Genomic DNA, 20149 nt, shown 5'->3' on the forward strand with positions numbered 1-20149 from the left:
TTATTCTTATGCTGATCTTGTTCAGGCAATGTTACAGCGGATAAAAGGTAAATTTATTACCCATTATAATAAAGGCCTGTAGCGTTCCCTGAATAAGCCGCCGGAGAAGGACTCACCGCCTTCTTCGGTTTTTTATGTGTTTTTTCTATCTTTTTCTTGAGTCCTGAATGGAATTGTTTATTATTTGAACTGATTTAAAAATGATACTTGTGTCAATTTTTATCACATGAAGCTTGGCATAATCAGCAAAGTTGAGGCTGATATGTGCCTTTTTACCATTTAAATATTATAGTTATCAATATCTTGTGTTTGTTGTTTTGTGCTATTTAAGCTATGTTATACGGGATTTTGGGGTTGAGATATTTGCTGTGAAGCTAAAAGTAATAATTCTAATAATAGGGGCAGCAGCTTTAGCTGGATGTAATAGCGTGAATCGGTTGAAATCAGAGGTGTTACATCCTTTTGCCAGTCCGGAAGAACTGATTGCCAAACGGGCTTTGAATCAACGTGATGGTAGTGCAAAAGATTATGTTTATCTTTGGGGACAAGCTCAGAAAAATAACACGACTCAGGCCATGTATCCGCGTTCGATACTGACGCAATATTGTCATGAACAGGGCGGTAAATTTTCCCTGCTGTATAAAAGTAATTTTAGTGCCGTGGCAGATGTTGCCCAGCGCAAACGCCTGAGTACCAATCGGGGTGTTGTACAGGGTAGTGGTGCCTATCAGTGTCGTATGGATGACCTGACTGAAAGCTGGATTGTCTCGATTGAACCAACTTCTGAACGACAAGTTGATAAATCTAGCCAGACGCGTAGTGTTCGACTACTCACCCAGGTCATGAGCCCTTCTCAAGCAAAAAACTTTTATCGTCCAACTAAAGCCAGGGTTGCTGTGGAGAAAACCACCCCTGCATTGATAAAAACCATGACTCCTCCTAAGACTCCTGTCGCAAAGACGACAAATGAACTGAAGGAATCAGCACGTAAAGAATTAGAGCGAAAGGAATTAGAAAGAAAAGAGCTTGAGAAAAAAGAAGCAGAGAAAAAGCAGCTAGCAGCGGCATCAGCTCGAGCTGCGGTAGCAGAAACACCGCAACAACATCAGATGAAAATCTATGTGGTAGCGCGACGTGATATTAATAGCGGTAAGAATCTGAATAATGCCTGTAACAACGCCCAGCGTGCCTATAACTATGGCAAATTGCAGGGCACAGAGGGAACACGTGTCTATACTGAATCAGGGATGCTGGTAGCGCGCTGTTTAACCAGTGTGCCGAGTTATAGCAGCCGTTTTTCCAATGCCAAAGGTCAGGCGGTAAAAATTTTGCAAAACCTGGCCAATAATTATAATCATGCCGGAGCAAAGAATATGCTCAGGCAGGTGAAGTAGGACTATTTTTTCCTTCTTAATCCATCCTCTTTCGAGCATCCTTAAAATACATTCTGAGGATGCTTTCACTCGCCTTTTTTTTAAAGTGGCGTCTTAAAAAATGCTGAACAGAGACGGGGATTTCTAATCTCAAACTCACATTTACACTCAATACACCTAATCAGATATCGGTCTTTTGCCCGTGGCTTGTGTATTGCCATAAATTACAGAGTAATAACACGGGCAAGGTGCGAGTCTATGATACAAAGTAGCTGATTGTTAAAAAAGAGATTCGCTTATGTCACGCCAAACTGAGGTTATCCGTCGCAGATTTACAGCTAAAATTCGGTGGGGATTAATGGCAATGGCCTTGATGGCTACCACCCAAATGGCTATTGCGGGGCCAACCGTCGAGCAGCTGAGTAACTGTCTGGTGAAATCCACCACGGCAGCAGATAAAACAACGGTGCTGCAATGGACCTTTGTTGCCTTATCTGCACATCCGGAATTGAAGAAATTCAGTAATGTGAATGAAGCACAAAGAACCCAGCTGGATAAAAATTTAGCCCAAGTATTGCAGCGTATATTGGTAGAGCAATGTTCTGCACAGACCAAAGCGGTAATTGCTGCGGAAGGCGTACAAGCGGTGGGTGACAGTTTTCAGGAACTTGGACGGATTACCGGTGAGGAAATTTTAGAAAATCCTGAAGTGAAAAGTCAGCTTAAAGGTGTGCTGCGTTATGTGGATTTAAATAAACTGGTGGTCACTTTCTTGACACCGGATGTGTGGAATAAGTTGGGTGAGTTAAGAGGGAAATAACTGATTGAATGCATGCGTGCCAGGGTTCAATTATGGTATTTATTATGAATAACATAAATGAAAAGATAGGGGTTGTTATGTTCAAACGCACTGCTTTATTGGGTTTAAGTATGTTTATACTTCCTCCTGCGCTGTACGCAGGGGACAATGATTTGAGTCGGCAATACTCAAATTGTATGGATCGCTCAGGTGGCGTTACTGCAAATATGCTGGATTGTATTGCGGCCGAAACAGATCGCCAAGATACACGGTTAAATAATGCCTATAAACAGACGATGGCATCGCTGAATGCAAACCGTAAAAAACAGCTTCAAGAGGTTCAGCGTCTCTGGATTCGCTATCGTGATGCCAATTGCGATTTTTATGCCGACCCGAATGGAGGGACGATTGCAACTGTAAATAGCAATAGTTGTTACATGGAAGCGACTGCCGCACGTGCGACTGAATTAGAAAATTTAAGAGAAGAGTATTAATTTAAAAAAATCCTCTCCCTAGCCCTCATCCTTTCTTGCGCTTCATTTTAAAGCAGTGCTTTAAAACTTGCTCAGGAGAGGGAACCACGCGTATCAATTGATGACGTGGCAAGTCCTCCTTTGAAAAAGGGGGATTTGGGGGGATTAATGATTACAATAAATCAGGATAAAATTTCTCAAATTCTTTATTCACAGCTTCACCCCGCAACAAATAACCTTTCGGTTGAATATAGCTATAAATTTCCCGTGCAGGCTGTTCATGCCAGCCAATATTAAAAGCACAAAGTTTTGGGAAAAATTGTAGATGGCTATAGTTCAGATTGTTATGAATCCAATAGGCAAGCTGTCGCCAGTTGGATTGGTCTTTTTCATACAGTTCTAGAAATGAACGAATGACTATACACGCCGTTGCGCCGTAGCCTTTTTCGTCGGGATAGTCCCAAATATGGCTGGCAAAGTTTTTCTCATTGCTGGCACAGTTGTGTCCTTTTTCATTGCCAAGTTGGTTGACGCTTGGTGAGCGATATGCGGAGCGAATTGCAATTCGTCCAAATTTATCTTGAAGTGGTTCGAGCAGTTGCTCGCACAGTTGTGTACCTGTGTAGATGGCTTTTTCAGGATGATCGGGGAAGTTGGGTACACCATACCAATTAGCGATTTCGCTATAGAGGAAGTCACGCATAAAGAAAGACTTTGAAAGTTGAATTCGTCCTAAGTCTTCGAGTTTGGAGATAGAGGATACTTTTTTGATGGTCATGTTGTTTTTGGTGTGATCTATTGATGAGTGATACTATATAATTAAAATATAAAAAGTTTTAAGTTGAATTATATGGCAAAAATTCCTAAAGTTTTTATAAGTTATGCTCATGAAAGTGAAAAACTTAGTGATCAGGTTCTGCAATTTTCTAACGAGTTACGTGCTAAAGGGATTGATTCTGAAATCGATCAATATGAAGAAGCTCCACCACAAGGATGGGCTAAATGGATGCTCAAACAAATTGATGAAGCAGATTTTGTATTAGTAGTAGCTTCTCCTATCTATTATGCGCGAAGTAAAGATTCTAGTAACGAGCCTAAAGGGTTAGGTGCTAAATGGGAAACCACGCAGATTATTCAAAATATTTATGAGAGCGTAAATAACAATACAAAATATATACCAATTTTCTTTGATACAGATCAAGTGCAATATATTTTAGATCCATTAAAGCCATATACTTATTACGATATTTCTAATGAGAAGCAAAAAAATAAGCTAATTAATAGATTAGCTGGTAAGTCAGAAAGCTTAAGACCTAAATTGGGACAAGATAACCCTGTATCTTCTGATTTGAAGCCACTTGAAGAAAAATCTCGTAAGACATTATTCGTTTCGGGGTTAATAGATGAGGATTTATGGAATAAAGCTAAGTGGAAAGGTACAGCTTTTGCATATAACCCAATAGATGAAAATGATATTCCTATTTTAGGTGTTGGGTTTGAATATCCTGAAAATGGTAAATTGATCTTTGATGCTATTCGTAATCGAATAGGTGAGAACGATATTGATGAAAAACTACGAGTATCAATCGTAACTGAGGTAGATAAAGAAAATATTGCTCATTACAAAGTGATGATTGGACCTAATTTTAGTTATTTGGAAGATTTATCTGAGGGTATGGATTTAAAAAATGATGAAAAGCTTTTCATGGCTATTTCACGTGTAAATTTAATGACCCCAAAAAGTAGTATTAACTTAGATAATTTTTTAGAAAGATACCGAAAAGTTGGTAAATTCTATCTTACGAATATTCTCGAAATGCCTGAGGGTTTTAGCTTTGATCCTAGCTCAATAGATCATGATAATATGATTTTAAAATCAGAGTTAGTTGTAAAAACATTAAAGGACGTTCTTAAAGAAAAGAATCGATCACCTGAATGGGCTGCAATAGTGCCGAAAAAAATTAAACCTAATAAAGAAGTTTTTAAGGCAATAAAGCAAAAGCATGAAAAAGAAAAACGAAGAAAACAGAAAAAATTGAAGAAAAAAACTAAAAAATGATAAAAAACCCGCTTTCGCGGGTTTTCTTTTAAAGAAAGATCAACTTAACCAATCAATTTCTTCATCAATTCATTGACTTGAGCAGGGTTTGCCTTACCACGTGATGCTTTCATCACTTGACCAACCAGACCGTTAAAGGCTTTCTCTTTACCAGATTTATACTCTTCAACCATCTTCTCGTTGGCAGCAAGTACTTCTTTAATGATTGCTTCAATCGCGCCTGTATCAGTTTCCTGTTTCAAGCCTTTCTCAGCAATAATCTCGTCTGCAGTTTTGCCTTCTTCCCACATAAAGCCGAACACCTGTTTCGCGATCTTACCGCTAATTGTGTTATCGACAATACGTGCGATCATGCCACCCAGTTTCTCACTCGACACAGGAGAATCAGCAAGGTCTAGGCCAGCTTTGTTTAAAGCACCTGAGAATTCACCCATCACCCAGTTCGCAGCAATCTTACCTTGTGCAGCACCGCCAGCAGCAGCGACAACTTCTTCGTAAAACTCTGACATTTCACGTGTAAGCGTTAAAACGTGTGCATCGTACTCAGTCACACCAAAGTCCGCCACGAAACGTGCACGGCGTGCAGCAGGAAGCTCAGGCATGGTTGCTTTAATGGCTTCGATTTGCTCATCAGCAATCACCACAGGCAACAAGTCTGGGTCAGGGAAGTAGCGGTAATCGTTCGCTTCTTCTTTAGAACGCATTGAACGCGTTTCCATCTTTACAGGGTCGAACAGACGCGTTTCTTGATCAATGGTGCCATCCCAGTCCAGAATTTCCATTTGACGTTCAATTTCAACATTGATCGCCTGTTCAATGAAACGGAATGAATTCAGGTTTTTCAATTCACAACGTGTACCGAAAGGTTGACCCGGACGACGTAAAGACACGTTACAGTCACAACGGAACGAACCTTCCGCCATGTTACCGTCAGAAATGCCTAACCAGCGCACTAGCGTGTGAATCGCTTTAATGTATGCAACCGCTTCTTCAACTGAACGCATATCCGGTTCAGATACGATTTCAAGTAAAGGCGTACCTGCACGGTTCAAGTCGATGCCTGACATACCTTCGAACTGGTCATGGATCGATTTACCTGCATCTTCTTCAAGGTGCGCGCGCGTTACGCCAATGCGTTTAACCGTGCCATCTTCAAGCTGGATGTCGATATGACCCAAGCCCACAATCGGGTTGTCCATCTGGCTAATCTGGTAGCCTTTTGGAGAGTCCGGATAGAAGTAGTTTTTACGTGCAAACACAGACGCCTGGTCGATGTAAGCATCGATACCCAGACCAAAGCGAATCGCAAGATCAACCACTTCTTTGTTCAATACCGGCAATACGCCCGGCATGGCTAAATCAACCAGGCTGGCTTGGGTGTTTGGATCATTACCGAATACAGTCGATGAGCCCGAGAAAATTTTGGTATTGGTGGCAAGCTGAGTGTGAATCTCGATACCAATAACGACTTCCCAACCATCAATCAGGTTGGATTTTGGTTTAGCCGATTTTTGAGCTTGAGCCATTATGCATTCTCCTCAGCAATTGCAGCGCGTTTTGTATGCCAATCTGTTGCTTGTTGATACTGATGTACCACAGACAACAATTGAGATTCTGACCAGTAATTACCAATCAGCTGTAAGCCAACTGGCAAGTTGTTTTGGTCAAAACCGACAGGCGCGTTAATCGCAGGAAGACCTGCCAGGTTTACTGCAAGTGTGTAAATATCGCCCAGGTACATTTCAACCGGAGTTAAATCCGCACCAATTTTATAGGCAGTCGTTGGCGCAGAAGGTGCTGCGATGACATCGACAGATTCAAATGCTTTAAGGAAATCTTGCTGGATCAGACGGCGTACTTTCTGTGCTTTTACATAGTAAGCATCGTAATAACCTGCAGACAGGGCATACGTACCAATTAGGATACGGCGTTGCACTTCGGCACCAAAACCTTCTGAACGTGAACGTTTGTACAGGTCCATCAGGTCCACCGGGTTTTCTGCGCGGTAGCCATAACGTACGCCGTCATAACGTGACAGATTCGAAGAAGCTTCAGCAGGTGCGATCAGGTAATAAGTCGGCACATAGCTTTCAGTCATATTGAGATCAATCTCAACCAAAGTTGCGCCCATGTCTTCCAGTTTTTTTAAGGATTCTTCAACCCGTGCTTTTACGTCTGCATCCAGACCTTCCACATTGAAGTATTGCTTTGGAATACCAATACGCAAGCCTTTTACCGATGTAGTGTTCAGATTTGCCACATAGTCATCAACATCTTTGTCCATTGAGGTTGAATCTTTGGCATCATGACCTGCCATTACGTTCATCAGGTAAGCACAGTCTTCTGCCGAACGCGCCATCGGACCACCTTGGTCTAATGATGATGCATAAGCAATCATACCGAAGCGCGATACACGACCGTAAGTCGGTTTAAGACCAGTCAGACCACAGAATGATGCAGGTTGACGGATTGAACCACCAGTGTCAGTACCGGTTGCAAATGGAGCTAGATCGGCTGCAACGGCTGCCGCAGAGCCACCAGAAGAGCCACCTGGGACATGACCCAGGTTCCAAGGGTTAGCCGTTGCGCCGTAATATGAGTTCTCAGAGGTTGAACCCATCGCGAATTCGTCCATGTTCACTTTACCTAAAGTGACCAGGCCCGCAGCTTTGCCTTTCGCTACTACGGTTGCATCGTAAGGAGAGATAAAATTGTCCAGCATTTTTGAACCGGCAGTGGTCTTGATGCCTTGGGTACAGAAAATGTCTTTGTGGGCAACTGGCACACCAGTCAGGGCAGAGGCATTGCCAGCTTTGATTGCAGCATCGGCAGCATCAGCTTCAGCTAATGCCTGTTCAGCAGTTACCGTCACATAAGCCTTAACCTGTGCATCAATTTTTGCAATGCGCTTTAAGTAATGTTCAGTCAATTCGCGAGATGAAAACTGGGCATTTGCCAGACCTTCACTAAGTTCACGAATGGATAAGCGATGTAAATCTGTCATGAGAAATAATTCTTTACGTTTAATTTAATAAAAAGAATGAACTGGGTAGTAATTACTCAATCACCCGCGGTACGAGGTACAAGCCATCCTGAACAGCAGGTGCAACTGCCTGGTATTGCTCACGATGATTGGTTTCGGTAACCACATCATCACGTAGCGGCTGAGGGTGGTCGAAAGGGCTTTTTAGGGGTTCAACACCGTCGGTATTGATGCCTTTCAGGGTTTCCATCATGCCTAAAATTTTATTTAAACTTTGAGCATATTCAGCAGATTGCGTATCATTGAGAGATAACCGTGCGAGGTTGGCAATAGCTGAAACTGTTTCTGCACTTAAATCTGCAGAATGCTGTGCATCCGATGTAGACATAATATTACCTAATCAGTATTAAAAAAATTCAAATTATCATGCGTTATGATAAGCGATTGACTTGTCCAAATCATCACATTTAGTTAAAGTGGCCACCTTGCGTCCATATAAAGTTTAACTGAGAACGTCCCCGTGATTCTAAAACGACTAATAGGCTTGTTTTCGCCCGATCTTGCCATTGATTTAGGTACAGCAAATACACTTATTTATGCGCCAGGACGAGGCATTATATTAAATGAACCGACGGTTGTAGCCATCCGTCATAGTGGTTCACATAAAATTGTTGCGGCAGTCGGTCTTGAAGCGAAGCAAATGCTAGGTCGTACCCCAGCCAATATCTCGGCGATCCGTCCTATGAAAGACGGGGTGATTGCGGATTTTGAAGTCACTGAGACCATGCTGAATCAGTTTATTCGCAAAGTACATGAAAACCGTTTATTTACTCCAGCACCGCGTGTCGTGGTCTGTGTACCATGTAAATCGACCCTGGTTGAGCGCCGTGCCATTCGTGAAGCCGTGTTTAATGCGGGCGCACGTGATGTGCGTTTAATTGAAGAGCCAATGGCAGCAGCGATTGGTGCAGGGATGCCAGTCGAGCAGGCTTGTGGTTCGATGGTGGTTGATGTTGGTGGTGGTACGACTGAAATTGCAATCATTTCCCTGCAGGGTTGTGTTTATGCCGATTCTTTACGTATTGGCGGTGATGTATTTGATGAACAGATCATTAACTATGTGCGTAAGGCGCATGGCTGTGTGATCGGTGAAACCACGGCTGAAGTGATCAAAAAAGAAGTGGGTATGGCATTGCCTGATGAAGGTGCTAAACCACTTGAAATTGAAGTTCGTGGCCGTAACCTCGCAGAAGGTGTGCCTCGTGCGATTGTGGTCAATTCAGATGAAGTGACCCAAGCCATTTCTGATCCATTGCAAAACATCGTGTCTGCAGTGAAATCTGCGCTAGAACACACACCTCCTGAGCTTTCTTCGGACATCGCTGAACGTGGTATCGTGTTAACCGGTGGTGGTGCATTGCTACGTAACCTGGACAAGCTGCTTGCCAAAGAAACTGGCCTGCCGGTGGTGGTGGCAGAAGATCCACTATCATGCGTGACACGTGGTGGCGGCAAGGTACTCGAATTTTTCGACAACCCAAATCATGACATGTTATTCGTAGGCTAAGAAAAGGATCCGGCGGGTGCAAGCACATCTGTTTTCTCGACAACCGCCATCTTTTCGCTCTTTTATCATTGCATTGGTGACATGCCTGGTGGTGCTTTTCTTTGATTGGCGCATGCCGCATGTTGTTCAACCTGCAAGGGATGTCCTGTACGCTGCTTATAATCCTATTTATGCGGTGGCCAGCTATCCGGTATTGTCGCGAGAGTGGTTGAATCAACAAACCAAGTCTGAAGCTCAATTGCGTCGGGAAAATACCGCGATGCAGGCCGAGCTGTTACAGGCACAGGTACGCTTACAAAAAATCTCTGAACTTTCTGCTGAAAATACCCGTTTGCGCGGTCTATTGGACACGCCGCTGATCATTGATGGGCGTATTGAAATTGCCGAAGTGATTGGTACCGATGCCGATCCATTACGGCATATTATCGTGATCAACCGGGGTTTAAATAACGAGCTGAAAGTCGGGCAAACCGTACTGGATGACAAGGGTATCATGGGACAGATTATCAATGTCTATCCGCATAGTAGTCGGGTCATGCTGTTGTCTGATAAAGAACATTCACTGTCAGTACGTCTGGAACATACCGGTATGCGTGCCATTGTCTCGGGTACGGGTGATCTGGGACGTTTAAAAATGGAATATGTACCGACCAGCGCCAATATCAAGGTCGGTGAAAAAGTCTATAGTTCGGGTTTGGGACAACATTTCCCGGCAGGTTATCTGGTGGGGCAGGTGTCTAAAGTACAACGCCATAATTCTGGTGAATTTGCCCAGATTGATGTGACGCCTGCGGCTCAGCTGGCCGGTGGACATCATGTGGTGGTGTTATTTTCCGATTCATTAGCGATGGAGCAACCGCATGTCAATCGCTAAGATGAAATCCAGAAAGCATCGTGACCCTTTAATGGCCATTGTCATTTCGGTGATTGTGGCTTCCATTTTAATGGTCTATCCACTTTCTTATAATCTCTCGGGCTGGCGTCCGCTGTTTATGCTGATGATCATGCTCTTCTGGGTGTTGTGTCAGCCGACCTGGTGCGGGATCTGGTTTGCCTTTGGTACCGGTATTTTTATTGATCTGCTGCTGGATGCACCTTTGGGTCTGAATGCGCTGAGCTTTATCATTATTGCCTTCTTAGCCCGCTTTCTGACCCGTGAACGCCGTATCCTGACCTTTAATAATCTCTGGGTGATTATGGGGCTGGCGATTGTCGCATATCTGCTGATGATCTTTTTTACCCAGATTATGGCTGGCGTGCAATTTTCTTATGCACGGCACTGGATTCCGATGCTGACCAGTATTCTGGTCTGGCCTGCTATTTATTATGTGCTGAAAAAATGGCGCGTATAATTCTAGCTTCCAGCTCACCGCGACGTCGCGAGTTATTGCAACAACTCGGGCTGAGCTTCGATATTTACAGTCCCGAGATCGACGAATCGGTACAAGCAGGCGAGTCGGTCGCAGCCTATGTCGAACGTCTGGCACGAGCCAAAGCGGATGCTGTGGCCGAACGTTATCCTGAGGCGATTATCATTGCTGCGGATACCAGTCTGGGGGTGGATCAGGAGATTTTGGGCAAACCTGAATCCAAACAACATGCGATTGAAATGTGGACAAAAATCTCCGGTCGGTGGCATGATGTATATAGCGGTGTCTGTGTTCGTACAAAGCATGAAAAATACAGTATAGTGGTACGCACACAGGTCGAATTTCAAATCCTGAGCGCTGCAGATATGGAAAGTTACTGGGCGACAGGTGAGCCACTGGGTAAAGCCGGGGCTTATGCAATTCAAGGAATTGCAGCACGTTATATTCCAAAAATACAGGGCAGTTATTCCAATGTGGTGGGCTTGCCCTTATATGAGACAGTACAGTTATTACAGACGGTTAAGGCACTAAATTAACTGCTGAAAAGAATTCTTATAATGTTTTGAGTGTAGTTATGTCTGACGAGTTGTTGATTAATGTCACGCCGATGGAATGTCGGGTCGCGTTAATTGAAAACGGCACGGTCAATGAACTGTTTGTCGAGCGTACGGCCAAGCGTGGTCTGGTAGGGAATGTTTATAAAGGAAAAGTGGTGCGGGTTTTACCCGGCATGCAGGCTGCTTTCGTGGATATCGGACTCTCTCGTACTGCGTTTTTACATATCAATGATATGGTCTGGCCCCGCAATCAACCGACGCCGAATGTCTTTGAGTTACTTCAACCGGGACAAGTCCTCACGGTTCAGGTGATGAAAGATATGCTCGGTACCAAAGGCGCACGCCTGTCTACCGATCTGTCGATTCCTTCGCGTTATTTGGTGCTGATGCCATATGGCAATCATATCGGTGTATCACAACGGATTGAATCTGAGGAAGAGCGCAATCGCTTGCGTTCCATCATTGAGCGGATTCAGGCAGAACATAAGCTGCCGGGTTCAGTGATTGTGCGTACTGCGGCAGAAGGGATTGAAGAAGAAGCCATCGCACAGGATATGGCTTATCTGGCCAAGCTTTGGGAATATATCCAGCGCAAGCAGAAGATTATTGCAGTACCATCTTTGATCTTTGAAGAATTGCCTTTGCCGCAACGGGTGATTCGTGATCTGGCCAATGAAGAAACTGCTAAAATTTACGTGGATTCACGTGAAATTCATGCCAAGTTGCAGGAATTTGTCGAAGAATTTGTCCCGAACATGAAAGACCGTTTGCTGCATTATCCGGGCGAGCGGCCAATTTTCGACTTGTATAATGTCGAAGAAGATCTGCAAAAGGCATTGCAAACTCGTGTCGCATTGAAGTCTGGCGGTTATCTGATGATTGACCAGACTGAAGCCATGGCCACAATTGATGTCAATACCGGTTCTTATGTTGGTGGCCGTTCGTTGGAAGATACGGTTTTTAAAACCAATATGGAAGCGACGGATGTTATCGCGCGTCAGTTACGTCTGCGTAATCTCGGCGGCATTATTATCATCGACTTCATCGATATGCAGGAAGCGCAGCATCGTGAAGAAGTGATGAAACAGTTTGAGCGCATGTTAGAACGTGACCACGCCAAGACCAAGATTACTCAGGTATCAGAACTGGGCTTGGTGGAAATGACCCGGAAACGCACCCGTGAGTCGCTGGAACATCTGCTGTGCGAGTCTTGTCCGACCTGTCAAGGACGCGGTTATGTCAAAACAGCCGAGTCAGTATGTTACGAAATATTCAGGGAGATTCTGCGTTATGCTCGTGCTTATGAGTCACAGAGTGGCTTTACTGTCGTTGCGCATCCGGCTGTTATTGATCGTCTATTAACAGCAGAAGCGCCTGCAGTCGCTGATCTAGAACATTTCATTAATCGCGTGATTAAGTTCCAGGTGGAAAATCTGTATACGCAAGAGCAATACGATATCATTCTCAGCTGAAATTGTAACAGAATATCGTTAAACACTTGTTACATCTGAAATTTTACAATCGGGCCTTTATTTACAATACTAGATGCATGAATTAGCCAAAGCCGTTTCTCCCAGTTTCAGGCTTAGCAAAAGGAGTGTGTGATGAGTATGAGTAAAGCAGTAATCCATAAAGGCCTAAAACACGTATTAGAACCAAAGACTGTACATGCGGGATATATCGTTGATGAGCGCGGTAATGAAGTTCAGATTACCGCGAGCATGATCCGTAACGTCTGCCATCAATTATTACAACAGTGCCGTACTATTAAAAGCTGATTATATTTGTGCATTGTTTTTAACTTGTCAAAAAATGATTTGGATAGACGTTTAAATAGAGAAGTCATCCAAAATTTCTAAAATAATTTAAAAAGATTCCAAAAAATAAAGAAAAGGGACCAGATCGGTCCCTTTATTCTGTGCTCAAAGACTGGCAAAAATGATCAGCATCTTTGGCAGTCCATCTATCTTATTTATTCATCCGCGGCTAGCTTACCGCTCGTAACTTTGGGACAGGTTCGCCATCTACAATAAGTTCAAAACGTTGAATTTCTTCTTCCAGATGTGTCAGCAAGTTCTGCATTTTCGGCAGGGCATTACGACATGCGGTCAAGCCGACTTCCAGTTTGTCTAGATAGCTGGTCATAGTGATATTCAAGGCCTGACCATCCAGTACGATGGAAGCCGGATAAAGTGCTTCAAGACGTGCACCATTCCAATACAATGGTTCTTGTGGCCCAGGTACATTGGAAATAATGACGTTAAACGCCTGACGTGTCGGCATTAAACCGGAGGCAATATTCAGACCTGCTGCACCGTAGACAAAGGCACTATAGTTCAAAATCTGGTTGGCATTCATACGTTTGAAGCGTTCTTTGGCACTCAGCACACTGCGACGTACGATCTTGAGACGTTCCAGCGGATCTTCTTTATGCGTACCCAGATTGGCCAGAATCATGGTAATACGGTTGGATATATCTGAATCGTCACTGCGAACAGAAGCTGGAACCATAGCAATTAACGGTTTTTTCGGTAAGGCATTTTGCGATAATAAATATTCACGTAATGCACCTGAACAAATGGCCAGGACGATATCATTAATGGTCACGCCCAATGCCTTAGAAATATGACGTAAACGTGAAAATTCGAAAGACTGGGCTGCAAAGCGACGTGAAGCACTGACGCGTTGATTCAGAATACTGCTTGGCGCCTGAAAGCTGGATACATAATCCGGATTGCGTCCCATATCTTTCATGACGGTTTGCGACAGTTCATAAGCAACTCGTGGCGCACATTCCAGTTGCCCCTTAATGGTCTGCAGGACATTTTTAAACCTGTTCACTTTAGGTGCTTTAAGGCGTTTGGCACGTGGGCCTTCCACACACCAAGGCGGTACAATACTCTTGGCATTTGGATCATGTGAAAGCGACTTTTCGACCAGACGCATGCCGGCAATTCCATCCACCATAGCATGATGGATCTTGAAATACATGGCAAAACGATTACCTTCAATGCCCTCAATGATATGACAGGTCCATAAAGGTTTGGCACGATCAATCAGGGCACTATGTTCTTGTGAAATATAGGTCAGCAATTCACGGATACGGCCCGGTTTTGGCAGGGCAATATGACGAAAATGATGATCTAAATCAAATTCCTGGTCTTCATCCCAAAACAGGCCGTTTAAATAATTGTTAAAAGGTGGGATTGGAGAGCATTTCGAATTTTGGATATCCGTGACTAGATCCTGAATAAAGGAAGCTGACGCATTGTCGGGAATTTGGAATAAAAATAGTCCACCTACATGCATAGGCTGCTGCCGTTTCTCTAAAGTTAAGAAAATAAAATCAATTGGATGTAATGGACGCATAGCGTGGATTGCCTCACTGCATTCTCTATGGCTTTTTTGCTAAAAGGCCTTGTTAGAATTATTACTTTAGTTTTTAAAGTATATCTTTTTTAGCATATAAATGAACTGCTTTATCTTGCCTCAACTGTGAAAAAGTGGCTATTGACAAGAACAAAATATCTTCCTAAGTTTATGAAATGTGAAAATTTTAGTTTTAAAATAGTTTTCTAAAAATAGTATTCACTAGGCGAAGTGGAATGTAACTTAATAATTATGTGTTATTAAAAGAATAGCATTGTGATCAATTTCACATTTTATGCAAATAAATCAATGAGCTAAAATTTTATCAATTCTTTAATTAAAATAATATTATCCCGATAAAAGGTAATTTATATCTTGTCACTAAATGTAAAATTATCAATTAAAAAAGACTATCTTTATTAAAAAAATAGTCTTTCAATCAATAGGAATGATAAAGCTTAACTTTATTTTTTTAGATTGCCAGCATGTAAGCCACATTCTTTATGAGTGGCTTCTTCCCACCACCAGCGGCCTTCGCGTTCATGCTGATTTGGCAGCACAGGGCGGGTGCAAGGCTCACAGCCGATAGAAACAAAACCTTTCTCATGCAGGGCATTATAAGGGACTTCCATCATACGGATATAACTCCAGACATCCGCACTGGACCAGTTGGCAAGAGGATTGTACTTGATCAACTGTTTTCCCGGACCGGAGAAACCTGGATCGGCCTGAACCACAGGAATTTCATTGCGTGTACCCGGACTTTGGTCTTTGCGCTGACCGGTAATCCAGCCGTCCAGCGTGGCCAGTTTTTTACGTAGCGGTTGAACCTTGCGTATACCGCAACATTCCTGATGGCCATCTTCAAAAAAACTGAATAGCCCCTTGGTGGTGACTAAATTTTGTACTGCATCCGTTTCAGGGAAGCAGATTTCAATCTCGATATTATAATGCTTACGCACCCGTTCAATAAACTGATACGTCTCTGCATGTAGGCGGCCAGTATCCAGACTGAATACCCGGAACGGTTTACCGAGATGCGATGCCATATCAATCAGTACAACATCTTCAGCACCAGAAAATGAAATCGCAATTTCACCTTGCTGGCCCAGTGCAAGTGCCAAAATTTCATTGGGCGATTTATCTGCATATTCAGATGCAAGCGCATCAATACGATCAATAGTAGGAATGATGGTCATGAGAGTCCTGGCGATATAGGCTTGGAAAGGACATGGCCTATATTAGTTAATTTCACATCTATTTTAATAGAATTGATTTAATTGACTTATCACTAAAAAATAAATACTTATTAAAAAAATAGATTTAAAAAAGTACAGTGCAAAATCTGTTTCTTCAGCTATGATAGTGCAAAATTTTTTCAATACAACTTAGAGGGAATGTTCATGGAAGTCGTATGTCTAGATTTAGAAGGTGTGTTGGTTCCAGAAATCTGGATTAACTTTGCCAAAAAAACCGGTATTAAAGAGCTTGAAGCGACAACTCGTGACATTCCTGACTATGATGTACTGATGACCCAACGTCTGAATATTTTAAAACAGCACGGTTTAGGCTTGAACGATATTCAGGAAGTGATTGCAGAAATGGGTCCATTCCCAGGAGCAAAAGAATTTGTGAAATGGGTGAGTACGCATTTTCAATTAATTATTCTTTCAGATACTTTCTATGAATTTGCACATCCATTGATGAAGCAACTGGATTGGCCGACGATTTTCTGTCATAAACTGGAAACAGATGAAGCAGGCATGATCTCGGCTTATAAACTTCGTCAGCCAGATCAGAAACGTCAGGCTGTTAAAGCACTGCATAGTTTGAACTTCCGTGTGATTGCGGCAGGGGATTCTTATAACGATACGACAATGCTGGGTGAAGCAGATCATGGTTTCCTGTTTGATGCCCCTGAGAACGTGATTGCTGAATTCCCACAATTCCCGCCAATTCGTGGTTATGATGCGTTAAAAGAAGCGATTCGTAATGCTTCAGTACGTGATATTCCAGCTTAAGTATTAAAATTTAAGCAATAAAAAAAGGCGCAATATGCGCCTTTTTTATTGGGTTCGCTTGAATTAGAAGCGGTAACCGATTTTCATACCATAGCCGATTGCATGATTGTCTTCAAATTTTCCAACTGGATTTCCACCAGTTTGTGCAGTTGCATCACCTAGCCAGAAGTATTTGACACCAGCTTGGATAAAGTAATTTTCAGCTGGACTGTATTGACCGCCTAAACCTACATTCCAGTAGCCTTCAGTTGGACCCAAGGTGGTTACCGGGTTGCCCGCTCCTGAGTCATAACCTACAGAAGCTGAACCTGACCATTTATTATTAAATTTACGACCTAAACCTACTGTTGCAGACCATTGATCATCTGAATAATCGACAAGATTCTGCTGTTTTCCGGTGAGTGCGCCAGTTAGCTGAGATAAATAAGTAGGTTTTACTGCAAACTGATCCCAATGTACCCAGCGAATATTAGCAAAGGCTAAGGTATTTTTTGCAATGCCTGACTGTAAGTCAATGTTGACTGATTGTGGTGTAGTAATTTCCGCTTTATGGTAAGTTGGAATTACTGGTTTACCCAATAATGTGCCAGTTAATCCAGGAATATATAAAGCCCCATCTGTACCAAAACCGAAGGTTTCTGTGGTATCTAATTCATGTTTAATTTCAGAGCGATAAGTCACAGCAGCTTTTAAGGCAATTTCAGGAATAGAATATGCAAAACCAGCTAACCAACCGTAAGCTTCACTTTCTTTAAGGTCAATATCATAACCGCCAAGAACTTGCGGGCCTCTATAAGCTGTACCACGTAGGGAGACTTTCGCCTTTACGCTTTGATAGACAGGTCCGGCATAAACATTCCAGTTCTCATTTGGCTGATACCCTATAAGTGCTGTAATGCTATTGGTTTTTACTTCAACAGAAGTGCCTTCCAATACACCAGTATTGGTATTTACTGTAGCAAAAGCATTAGATTCAGGCGCATATTGAGAGTCAGCTCCAAATGGCTGGTCATAAAGTAAACCCAGAGATATTTTATCAGTTGCCTGAATTTTTATAGCAGCAGTAGGGAAGTAGTAATCTTCAGCCATATCGCTGACTTTATTGCCGGCATTGTCTTTACCTTGAACTTCTGGATCTAAAACAGAAATACCTGCTTCTGCATAATTACCCGGCTGTAGGAAGGCTGCAATAGATTGGCCTGAACGGTCTAAGCCAGCTGCTTGAACGGTAGAGAGAGGTAAAGTGCTAAGTAAAATAGCAGAATAAATTTTATTGAGCTTCATGGTACGTTCCCTGATGCCATCTGTAACAAAAATGTGCAGGAAAAGTAACATAATTTTAAAAAGAGTAAATACTCAGCTCTGTTGAAGAAATGAACTAAGGCGGTTAAATAAAAGGGTTGCTTAGAGTATTTATACTATATTTTTATATTAACTAAATGATAAATAAGAAAATAAAAATTAAAGATAAATTTTAAAAAATTGATATTTGGAGCAGGATTAATTGCTTGTAAAACAAGCAAATGATATGCAAGTGTATAAAATAAGAGTTAAAAAATAAAAAACCACTCGAAAGTGGTTTTTATTATAGGAAAACTTAGAAGCGGTAACCCATTTTTAAGCCATATGCCCATGCTTTATTGTCTTCAAATTCAGCGACGTATTCAGAACTACCAGCTTGTGCGCCTGTTTGTGCTTTTGCATCACCTAACATGAAGTATTTAACACCACCCGCGATGAAAGTAGCTGGTGTTGGACTGTACTGAAGACCTAAGCCTACATTCCAATAACCTTCAGTTGGGCCAAGTGTAGATACAGGGTTACCTGCACCAGAGTCCCAACCTACAGATACGTTACCAGCCCATAGATCATTAAATTTACGACCCACACCTACAGTTGCTGAAATTTGGTCATCTTCATATTCAACAAGATTGAAGCCATCTGGGCGATCCACAATAGGGCCAACTGCTTCTGATATTAGACCAAATTTATAAGGTTGAATTGAGAATTTAGACCATTCAACCCAGCGAACATTCGCAAAAGCTACAGTATTCGCCATAATACCTGTTTGGAAATCAAGGTTTACAGACTGTGGAGTAGTAATTTTTGTCTCACCACTTGCTGCTGCAATAGCTGCTGCTGCTGCTGCCCCATTTGGGAGCAAAGCTAAAGCTGGTAAGGTTGGAATACTTTCATTCATATTAACATCATGGTCAATTTCAGAACGATAAGTAATAGATGCTTTTAATGCAATTTCAGGAATTTGGTAAGCAAGACCGGCTAACCAACCTACAGAACTATCTTCTGGAATAGACGTATCGTAACCATTGTATAAGCTGTAAGCCTGACCACGTAATGAAACATTACCTTTGATCGTTTGGTAAACTGCGCCACCGTAAATATTCCAATTCTCAGTTGGTTGGAAACCTGCAATAAATGATAAATTTTGAGTATCTACTTCTACGCTTGTACTACCAGTTCCTAATAAGCCGTTGACATCAGCTAAACCAGCATCTACGCGTGCAGTTACCCCTGCAAGTACACCAGCATCAATTTGTGCTCTTACTGCATCAACAGTATTATACGCATTTAAAGTCCCAGTATACTGTGCTTGACCAATTGGAGTGGTTAAGTCAACACCCTGCGCTTGTAAAGCCGCTCCAACTCTTTGCTCTGGAGTCAACGCATTAAAGTTGGTATTAATTGTATTTTGACGAATTCCTGCTAACGCGTCAGGAGCTAAAATTGTATTCGTAGAATCGGAAACAAATACGTTATTACCTGTATAGGTAGCATCTGCTCCAAACGGTTGGTCATATAAAATACCAACTGAAAATTTGCTGGTTGGCTGAAATTTTAAAGCAGCACTTGGAAAATAATAATCACCCGCCATATCACTAATATTACGGCGAGTATCACTTGTTCCAGCTTCTTTACCAGATACAGATGGGTCTAGAACAGAAATACCTGCTTCAAAATAGTTACCCGGTTGCAGGAAGGCTGCAATAGATTGGCCTGAACGATCTAGAGCTGCTGCAAATGCACCCGTCATTGGTACAGTTGCGAGAATCATTGCAGTAGTTAATGTTTTTAATTTCATTTACGTCTTTCCTTGAGGTACAAATTTATATCTGGCGTTGTTGTTTGCACTTATTAAATTCTTGGAGATTTCGGGTATTTATCCGCAATCATTTGTTACTCCATGTGACAAAAATAGCACAATTAAAATAAGAGTAAATGCTCTAGAAAAAACTAATTAGTCTAAAAAAGCATCAAAATAGAGTTTTTACACCAAAAAATAGCCTCATTTTGAAATAAGTATTTGAAAGTAAAAGAAATAAAATAATGAAGAAAAAATGATTTTTTGTATAAAAAATATTCTAAAATATGAAGATTAACGCTAATTTTTTGAAGTATAGATCACATTTTGAAAGGATGGTGCGCCCTGCGGGACTCGAACCCACGTCGGTCGCTTAGGAGGCAACTGCTCTATCCAGTTAAGCTAAGGGCGCGAAAAGAAGGCTATTGTACTGTAAAAAATACAAAAAAAAGTTATTGCCGAAGCAATAACTTTTAAG

19 protein-coding genes and 1 tRNA gene are annotated in these 20149 nt (G+C 42.2%); 11 read left to right on the top strand and 9 right to left on the bottom strand.

Annotated features, from left to right (window positions below; genetic code table 11):
• The first annotated feature begins 428 nt into the window (after nucleotides 1-428).
• The 3 genes from ACIG3F_RS08575 (at nucleotide 429) to ACIG3F_RS08585 (ending at nucleotide 2666) form a co-directional block, all read left to right on the top strand.
• Nucleotides 429-1394, top strand: coding sequence for a hypothetical protein (locus ACIG3F_RS08575; RefSeq protein WP_396469835.1), 966 nt, complete (start codon nucleotides 429-431; stop codon nucleotides 1392-1394).
• A gap of 277 nt (nucleotides 1395-1671) precedes the next feature.
• Complete coding sequence (locus tag ACIG3F_RS08580; RefSeq protein WP_005251208.1) at nucleotides 1672-2193, top strand: hypothetical protein; 522 nt, start codon at nucleotides 1672-1674, stop codon at nucleotides 2191-2193.
• Between the two features lie 77 nt (nucleotides 2194-2270).
• Nucleotides 2271-2666 carry a lysozyme inhibitor LprI family protein gene (locus ACIG3F_RS08585; protein WP_396469836.1) on the top strand — a complete coding sequence of 132 codons (396 nt, stop codon included), beginning with the start codon at nucleotides 2271-2273 and terminating at the stop codon, nucleotides 2664-2666.
• A 151-nt stretch (nucleotides 2667-2817) separates the two neighbouring features.
• Here ACIG3F_RS08585 and ACIG3F_RS08590 read toward each other — a convergent pair whose 3' ends face one another.
• The gene (locus ACIG3F_RS08590; RefSeq protein ID WP_396469837.1) at nucleotides 2818-3423 is read right to left on the bottom strand and encodes a hypothetical protein; all 606 of its coding nucleotides are present in this window, start codon (nucleotides 3421-3423) and stop codon (nucleotides 2818-2820) included.
• A 72-nt stretch (nucleotides 3424-3495) separates the two neighbouring features.
• On the opposite strand from ACIG3F_RS08590, the gene ACIG3F_RS08595 reads away from it, so the two are divergent.
• Nucleotides 3496-4704: a toll/interleukin-1 receptor domain-containing protein gene (locus ACIG3F_RS08595; RefSeq protein ID WP_184118956.1), complete on the top strand. Its 1209-nt coding sequence runs from the start codon at nucleotides 3496-3498 to the stop codon at nucleotides 4702-4704.
• Nucleotides 4705-4748: 44 nt separating this feature from the next.
• Here ACIG3F_RS08595 and gatB read toward each other — a convergent pair whose 3' ends face one another.
• The 3 genes from gatB to gatC are packed head-to-tail and all read right to left on the bottom strand — an operon-like array spanning nucleotide 4749 to nucleotide 8075.
• The gene (gatB, locus tag ACIG3F_RS08600; protein ID WP_396469838.1) at nucleotides 4749-6230 is read right to left on the bottom strand and encodes an Asp-tRNA(Asn)/Glu-tRNA(Gln) amidotransferase subunit GatB; all 1482 of its coding nucleotides are present in this window, start codon (nucleotides 6228-6230) and stop codon (nucleotides 4749-4751) included.
• On the bottom strand, nucleotides 6230-7708 hold the full coding sequence (gatA, locus tag ACIG3F_RS08605) for an Asp-tRNA(Asn)/Glu-tRNA(Gln) amidotransferase subunit GatA (RefSeq protein ID WP_396469839.1): 1479 nt from the start codon (nucleotides 7706-7708) through the stop codon (nucleotides 6230-6232). Before gatA ends, gatB begins: the two co-directional genes overlap by 1 nt.
• Before the next feature lie 52 nt (nucleotides 7709-7760).
• Complete coding sequence (gatC, locus tag ACIG3F_RS08610) at nucleotides 7761-8075, bottom strand: Asp-tRNA(Asn)/Glu-tRNA(Gln) amidotransferase subunit GatC (RefSeq protein ID WP_064095715.1); 315 nt, start codon at nucleotides 8073-8075, stop codon at nucleotides 7761-7763.
• 132 nt (nucleotides 8076-8207) lie between these two features.
• On the opposite strand from gatC, the gene ACIG3F_RS08615 reads away from it, so the two are divergent.
• From ACIG3F_RS08615 to ACIG3F_RS08640, 6 genes are all read left to right on the top strand, one after another.
• Complete coding sequence (locus ACIG3F_RS08615) at nucleotides 8208-9254, top strand: rod shape-determining protein (protein ID WP_004279360.1); 1047 nt, start codon at nucleotides 8208-8210, stop codon at nucleotides 9252-9254.
• Between the two features lie 16 nt (nucleotides 9255-9270).
• Nucleotides 9271-10128: a rod shape-determining protein MreC gene (gene mreC / locus ACIG3F_RS08620; protein WP_396469840.1), complete on the top strand. Its 858-nt coding sequence runs from the start codon at nucleotides 9271-9273 to the stop codon at nucleotides 10126-10128.
• Nucleotides 10115-10606 carry a rod shape-determining protein MreD gene (gene mreD / locus ACIG3F_RS08625; protein WP_253159266.1) on the top strand — a complete coding sequence of 164 codons (492 nt, stop codon included), beginning with the start codon at nucleotides 10115-10117 and terminating at the stop codon, nucleotides 10604-10606. The genes mreC and mreD overlap by 14 nt, the downstream gene beginning before the upstream one ends.
• Nucleotides 10594-11160 carry a Maf-like protein gene (locus ACIG3F_RS08630; RefSeq protein WP_396469841.1) on the top strand — a complete coding sequence of 189 codons (567 nt, stop codon included), beginning with the start codon at nucleotides 10594-10596 and terminating at the stop codon, nucleotides 11158-11160. Before mreD ends, ACIG3F_RS08630 begins: the two co-directional genes overlap by 13 nt.
• A gap of 38 nt (nucleotides 11161-11198) precedes the next feature.
• Complete coding sequence (gene rng / locus ACIG3F_RS08635; RefSeq protein ID WP_004646221.1) at nucleotides 11199-12653, top strand: ribonuclease G; 1455 nt, start codon at nucleotides 11199-11201, stop codon at nucleotides 12651-12653.
• Between the two features lie 132 nt (nucleotides 12654-12785).
• Nucleotides 12786-12959 carry a PA1571 family protein gene (locus tag ACIG3F_RS08640; RefSeq protein WP_004646222.1) on the top strand — a complete coding sequence of 58 codons (174 nt, stop codon included), beginning with the start codon at nucleotides 12786-12788 and terminating at the stop codon, nucleotides 12957-12959.
• A 208-nt stretch (nucleotides 12960-13167) separates the two neighbouring features.
• On the opposite strand, the gene ACIG3F_RS08645 is transcribed toward ACIG3F_RS08640, so the two are convergent.
• On the bottom strand, nucleotides 13168-14550 hold the full coding sequence (locus ACIG3F_RS08645) for a wax ester/triacylglycerol synthase family O-acyltransferase (protein WP_005104698.1): 1383 nt from the start codon (nucleotides 14548-14550) through the stop codon (nucleotides 13168-13170).
• 464 nt (nucleotides 14551-15014) lie between these two features.
• Nucleotides 15015-15749, bottom strand: a complete 735-nt coding sequence (locus tag ACIG3F_RS08650; RefSeq protein ID WP_396469842.1) for a phosphoadenylyl-sulfate reductase — start codon at nucleotides 15747-15749, stop codon at nucleotides 15015-15017.
• Nucleotides 15750-15953: 204 nt separating this feature from the next.
• On the opposite strand from ACIG3F_RS08650, the gene thrH reads away from it, so the two are divergent.
• Nucleotides 15954-16571, top strand: coding sequence for a bifunctional phosphoserine phosphatase/homoserine phosphotransferase ThrH (thrH, locus tag ACIG3F_RS08655; protein ID WP_396469843.1), 618 nt, complete (start codon nucleotides 15954-15956; stop codon nucleotides 16569-16571).
• Nucleotides 16572-16634: 63 nt separating this feature from the next.
• Here thrH and ACIG3F_RS08660 read toward each other — a convergent pair whose 3' ends face one another.
• From ACIG3F_RS08660 to ACIG3F_RS08670, 3 genes are all read right to left on the bottom strand, one after another.
• A complete protein-coding gene (locus ACIG3F_RS08660) occupies nucleotides 16635-17855 on the bottom strand; it encodes an OmpP1/FadL family transporter (RefSeq protein WP_396469844.1) in 1221 nt (406 codons plus the stop codon).
• 313 nt (nucleotides 17856-18168) lie between these two features.
• Complete coding sequence (locus ACIG3F_RS08665; protein WP_114541184.1) at nucleotides 18169-19671, bottom strand: outer membrane protein transport protein; 1503 nt, start codon at nucleotides 19669-19671, stop codon at nucleotides 18169-18171.
• A 336-nt stretch (nucleotides 19672-20007) separates the two neighbouring features.
• Nucleotides 20008-20083, bottom strand: a tRNA-Arg gene (locus ACIG3F_RS08670).
• Between the last annotated feature and the right edge of the window lie 66 nt (nucleotides 20084-20149).

The organism is Acinetobacter sp. NPDC052428, assembly GCF_044547685.1.
GTDB classification, from domain to species: domain Bacteria; phylum Pseudomonadota; class Gammaproteobacteria; order Pseudomonadales; family Moraxellaceae; genus Acinetobacter; species Acinetobacter lwoffii_G.

Bases quoted from the DNA above. Each gene is read 5' to 3' on its own strand.
- ACIG3F_RS08580 (WP_005251208.1), top strand. From the start codon at position 1,672: ATGTCACGCCAAACTGAGGTTATCCGTCGCAGATTTACAGCTAAAATT.
- ACIG3F_RS08585 (WP_396469836.1), top strand. From the start codon at position 2,271: ATGTTCAAACGCACTGCTTTATTGGGTTTAAGTATGTTTATACTTCCT.
- ACIG3F_RS08590 (WP_396469837.1), bottom strand. From the start codon at position 3,423: ATGACCATCAAAAAAGTATCCTCTATCTCCAAACTCGAAGACTTAGGA.
- ACIG3F_RS08595 (WP_184118956.1), top strand. From the start codon at position 3,496: ATGGCAAAAATTCCTAAAGTTTTTATAAGTTATGCTCATGAAAGTGAA.
- gatB (WP_396469838.1), bottom strand. From the start codon at position 6,230: ATGGCTCAAGCTCAAAAATCGGCTAAACCAAAATCCAACCTGATTGAT.
- gatA (WP_396469839.1), bottom strand. From the start codon at position 7,708: ATGACAGATTTACATCGCTTATCCATTCGTGAACTTAGTGAAGGTCTG.
- gatC (WP_064095715.1), bottom strand. From the start codon at position 8,075: ATGTCTACATCGGATGCACAGCATTCTGCAGATTTAAGTGCAGAAACA.
- mreD (WP_253159266.1), top strand. From the start codon at position 10,115: ATGTCAATCGCTAAGATGAAATCCAGAAAGCATCGTGACCCTTTAATG.
- ACIG3F_RS08630 (WP_396469841.1), top strand. From the start codon at position 10,594: ATGGCGCGTATAATTCTAGCTTCCAGCTCACCGCGACGTCGCGAGTTA.
- rng (WP_004646221.1), top strand. From the start codon at position 11,199: ATGTCTGACGAGTTGTTGATTAATGTCACGCCGATGGAATGTCGGGTC.
- ACIG3F_RS08640 (WP_004646222.1), top strand. From the start codon at position 12,786: ATGAGTATGAGTAAAGCAGTAATCCATAAAGGCCTAAAACACGTATTA.
- ACIG3F_RS08645 (WP_005104698.1), bottom strand. From the start codon at position 14,550: ATGCGTCCATTACATCCAATTGATTTTATTTTCTTAACTTTAGAGAAA.
- ACIG3F_RS08650 (WP_396469842.1), bottom strand. From the start codon at position 15,749: ATGACCATCATTCCTACTATTGATCGTATTGATGCGCTTGCATCTGAA.
- thrH (WP_396469843.1), top strand. From the start codon at position 15,954: ATGGAAGTCGTATGTCTAGATTTAGAAGGTGTGTTGGTTCCAGAAATC.
- ACIG3F_RS08660 (WP_396469844.1), bottom strand. From the start codon at position 17,855: ATGAAGCTCAATAAAATTTATTCTGCTATTTTACTTAGCACTTTACCT.
- ACIG3F_RS08665 (WP_114541184.1), bottom strand. From the start codon at position 19,671: ATGAAATTAAAAACATTAACTACTGCAATGATTCTCGCAACTGTACCA.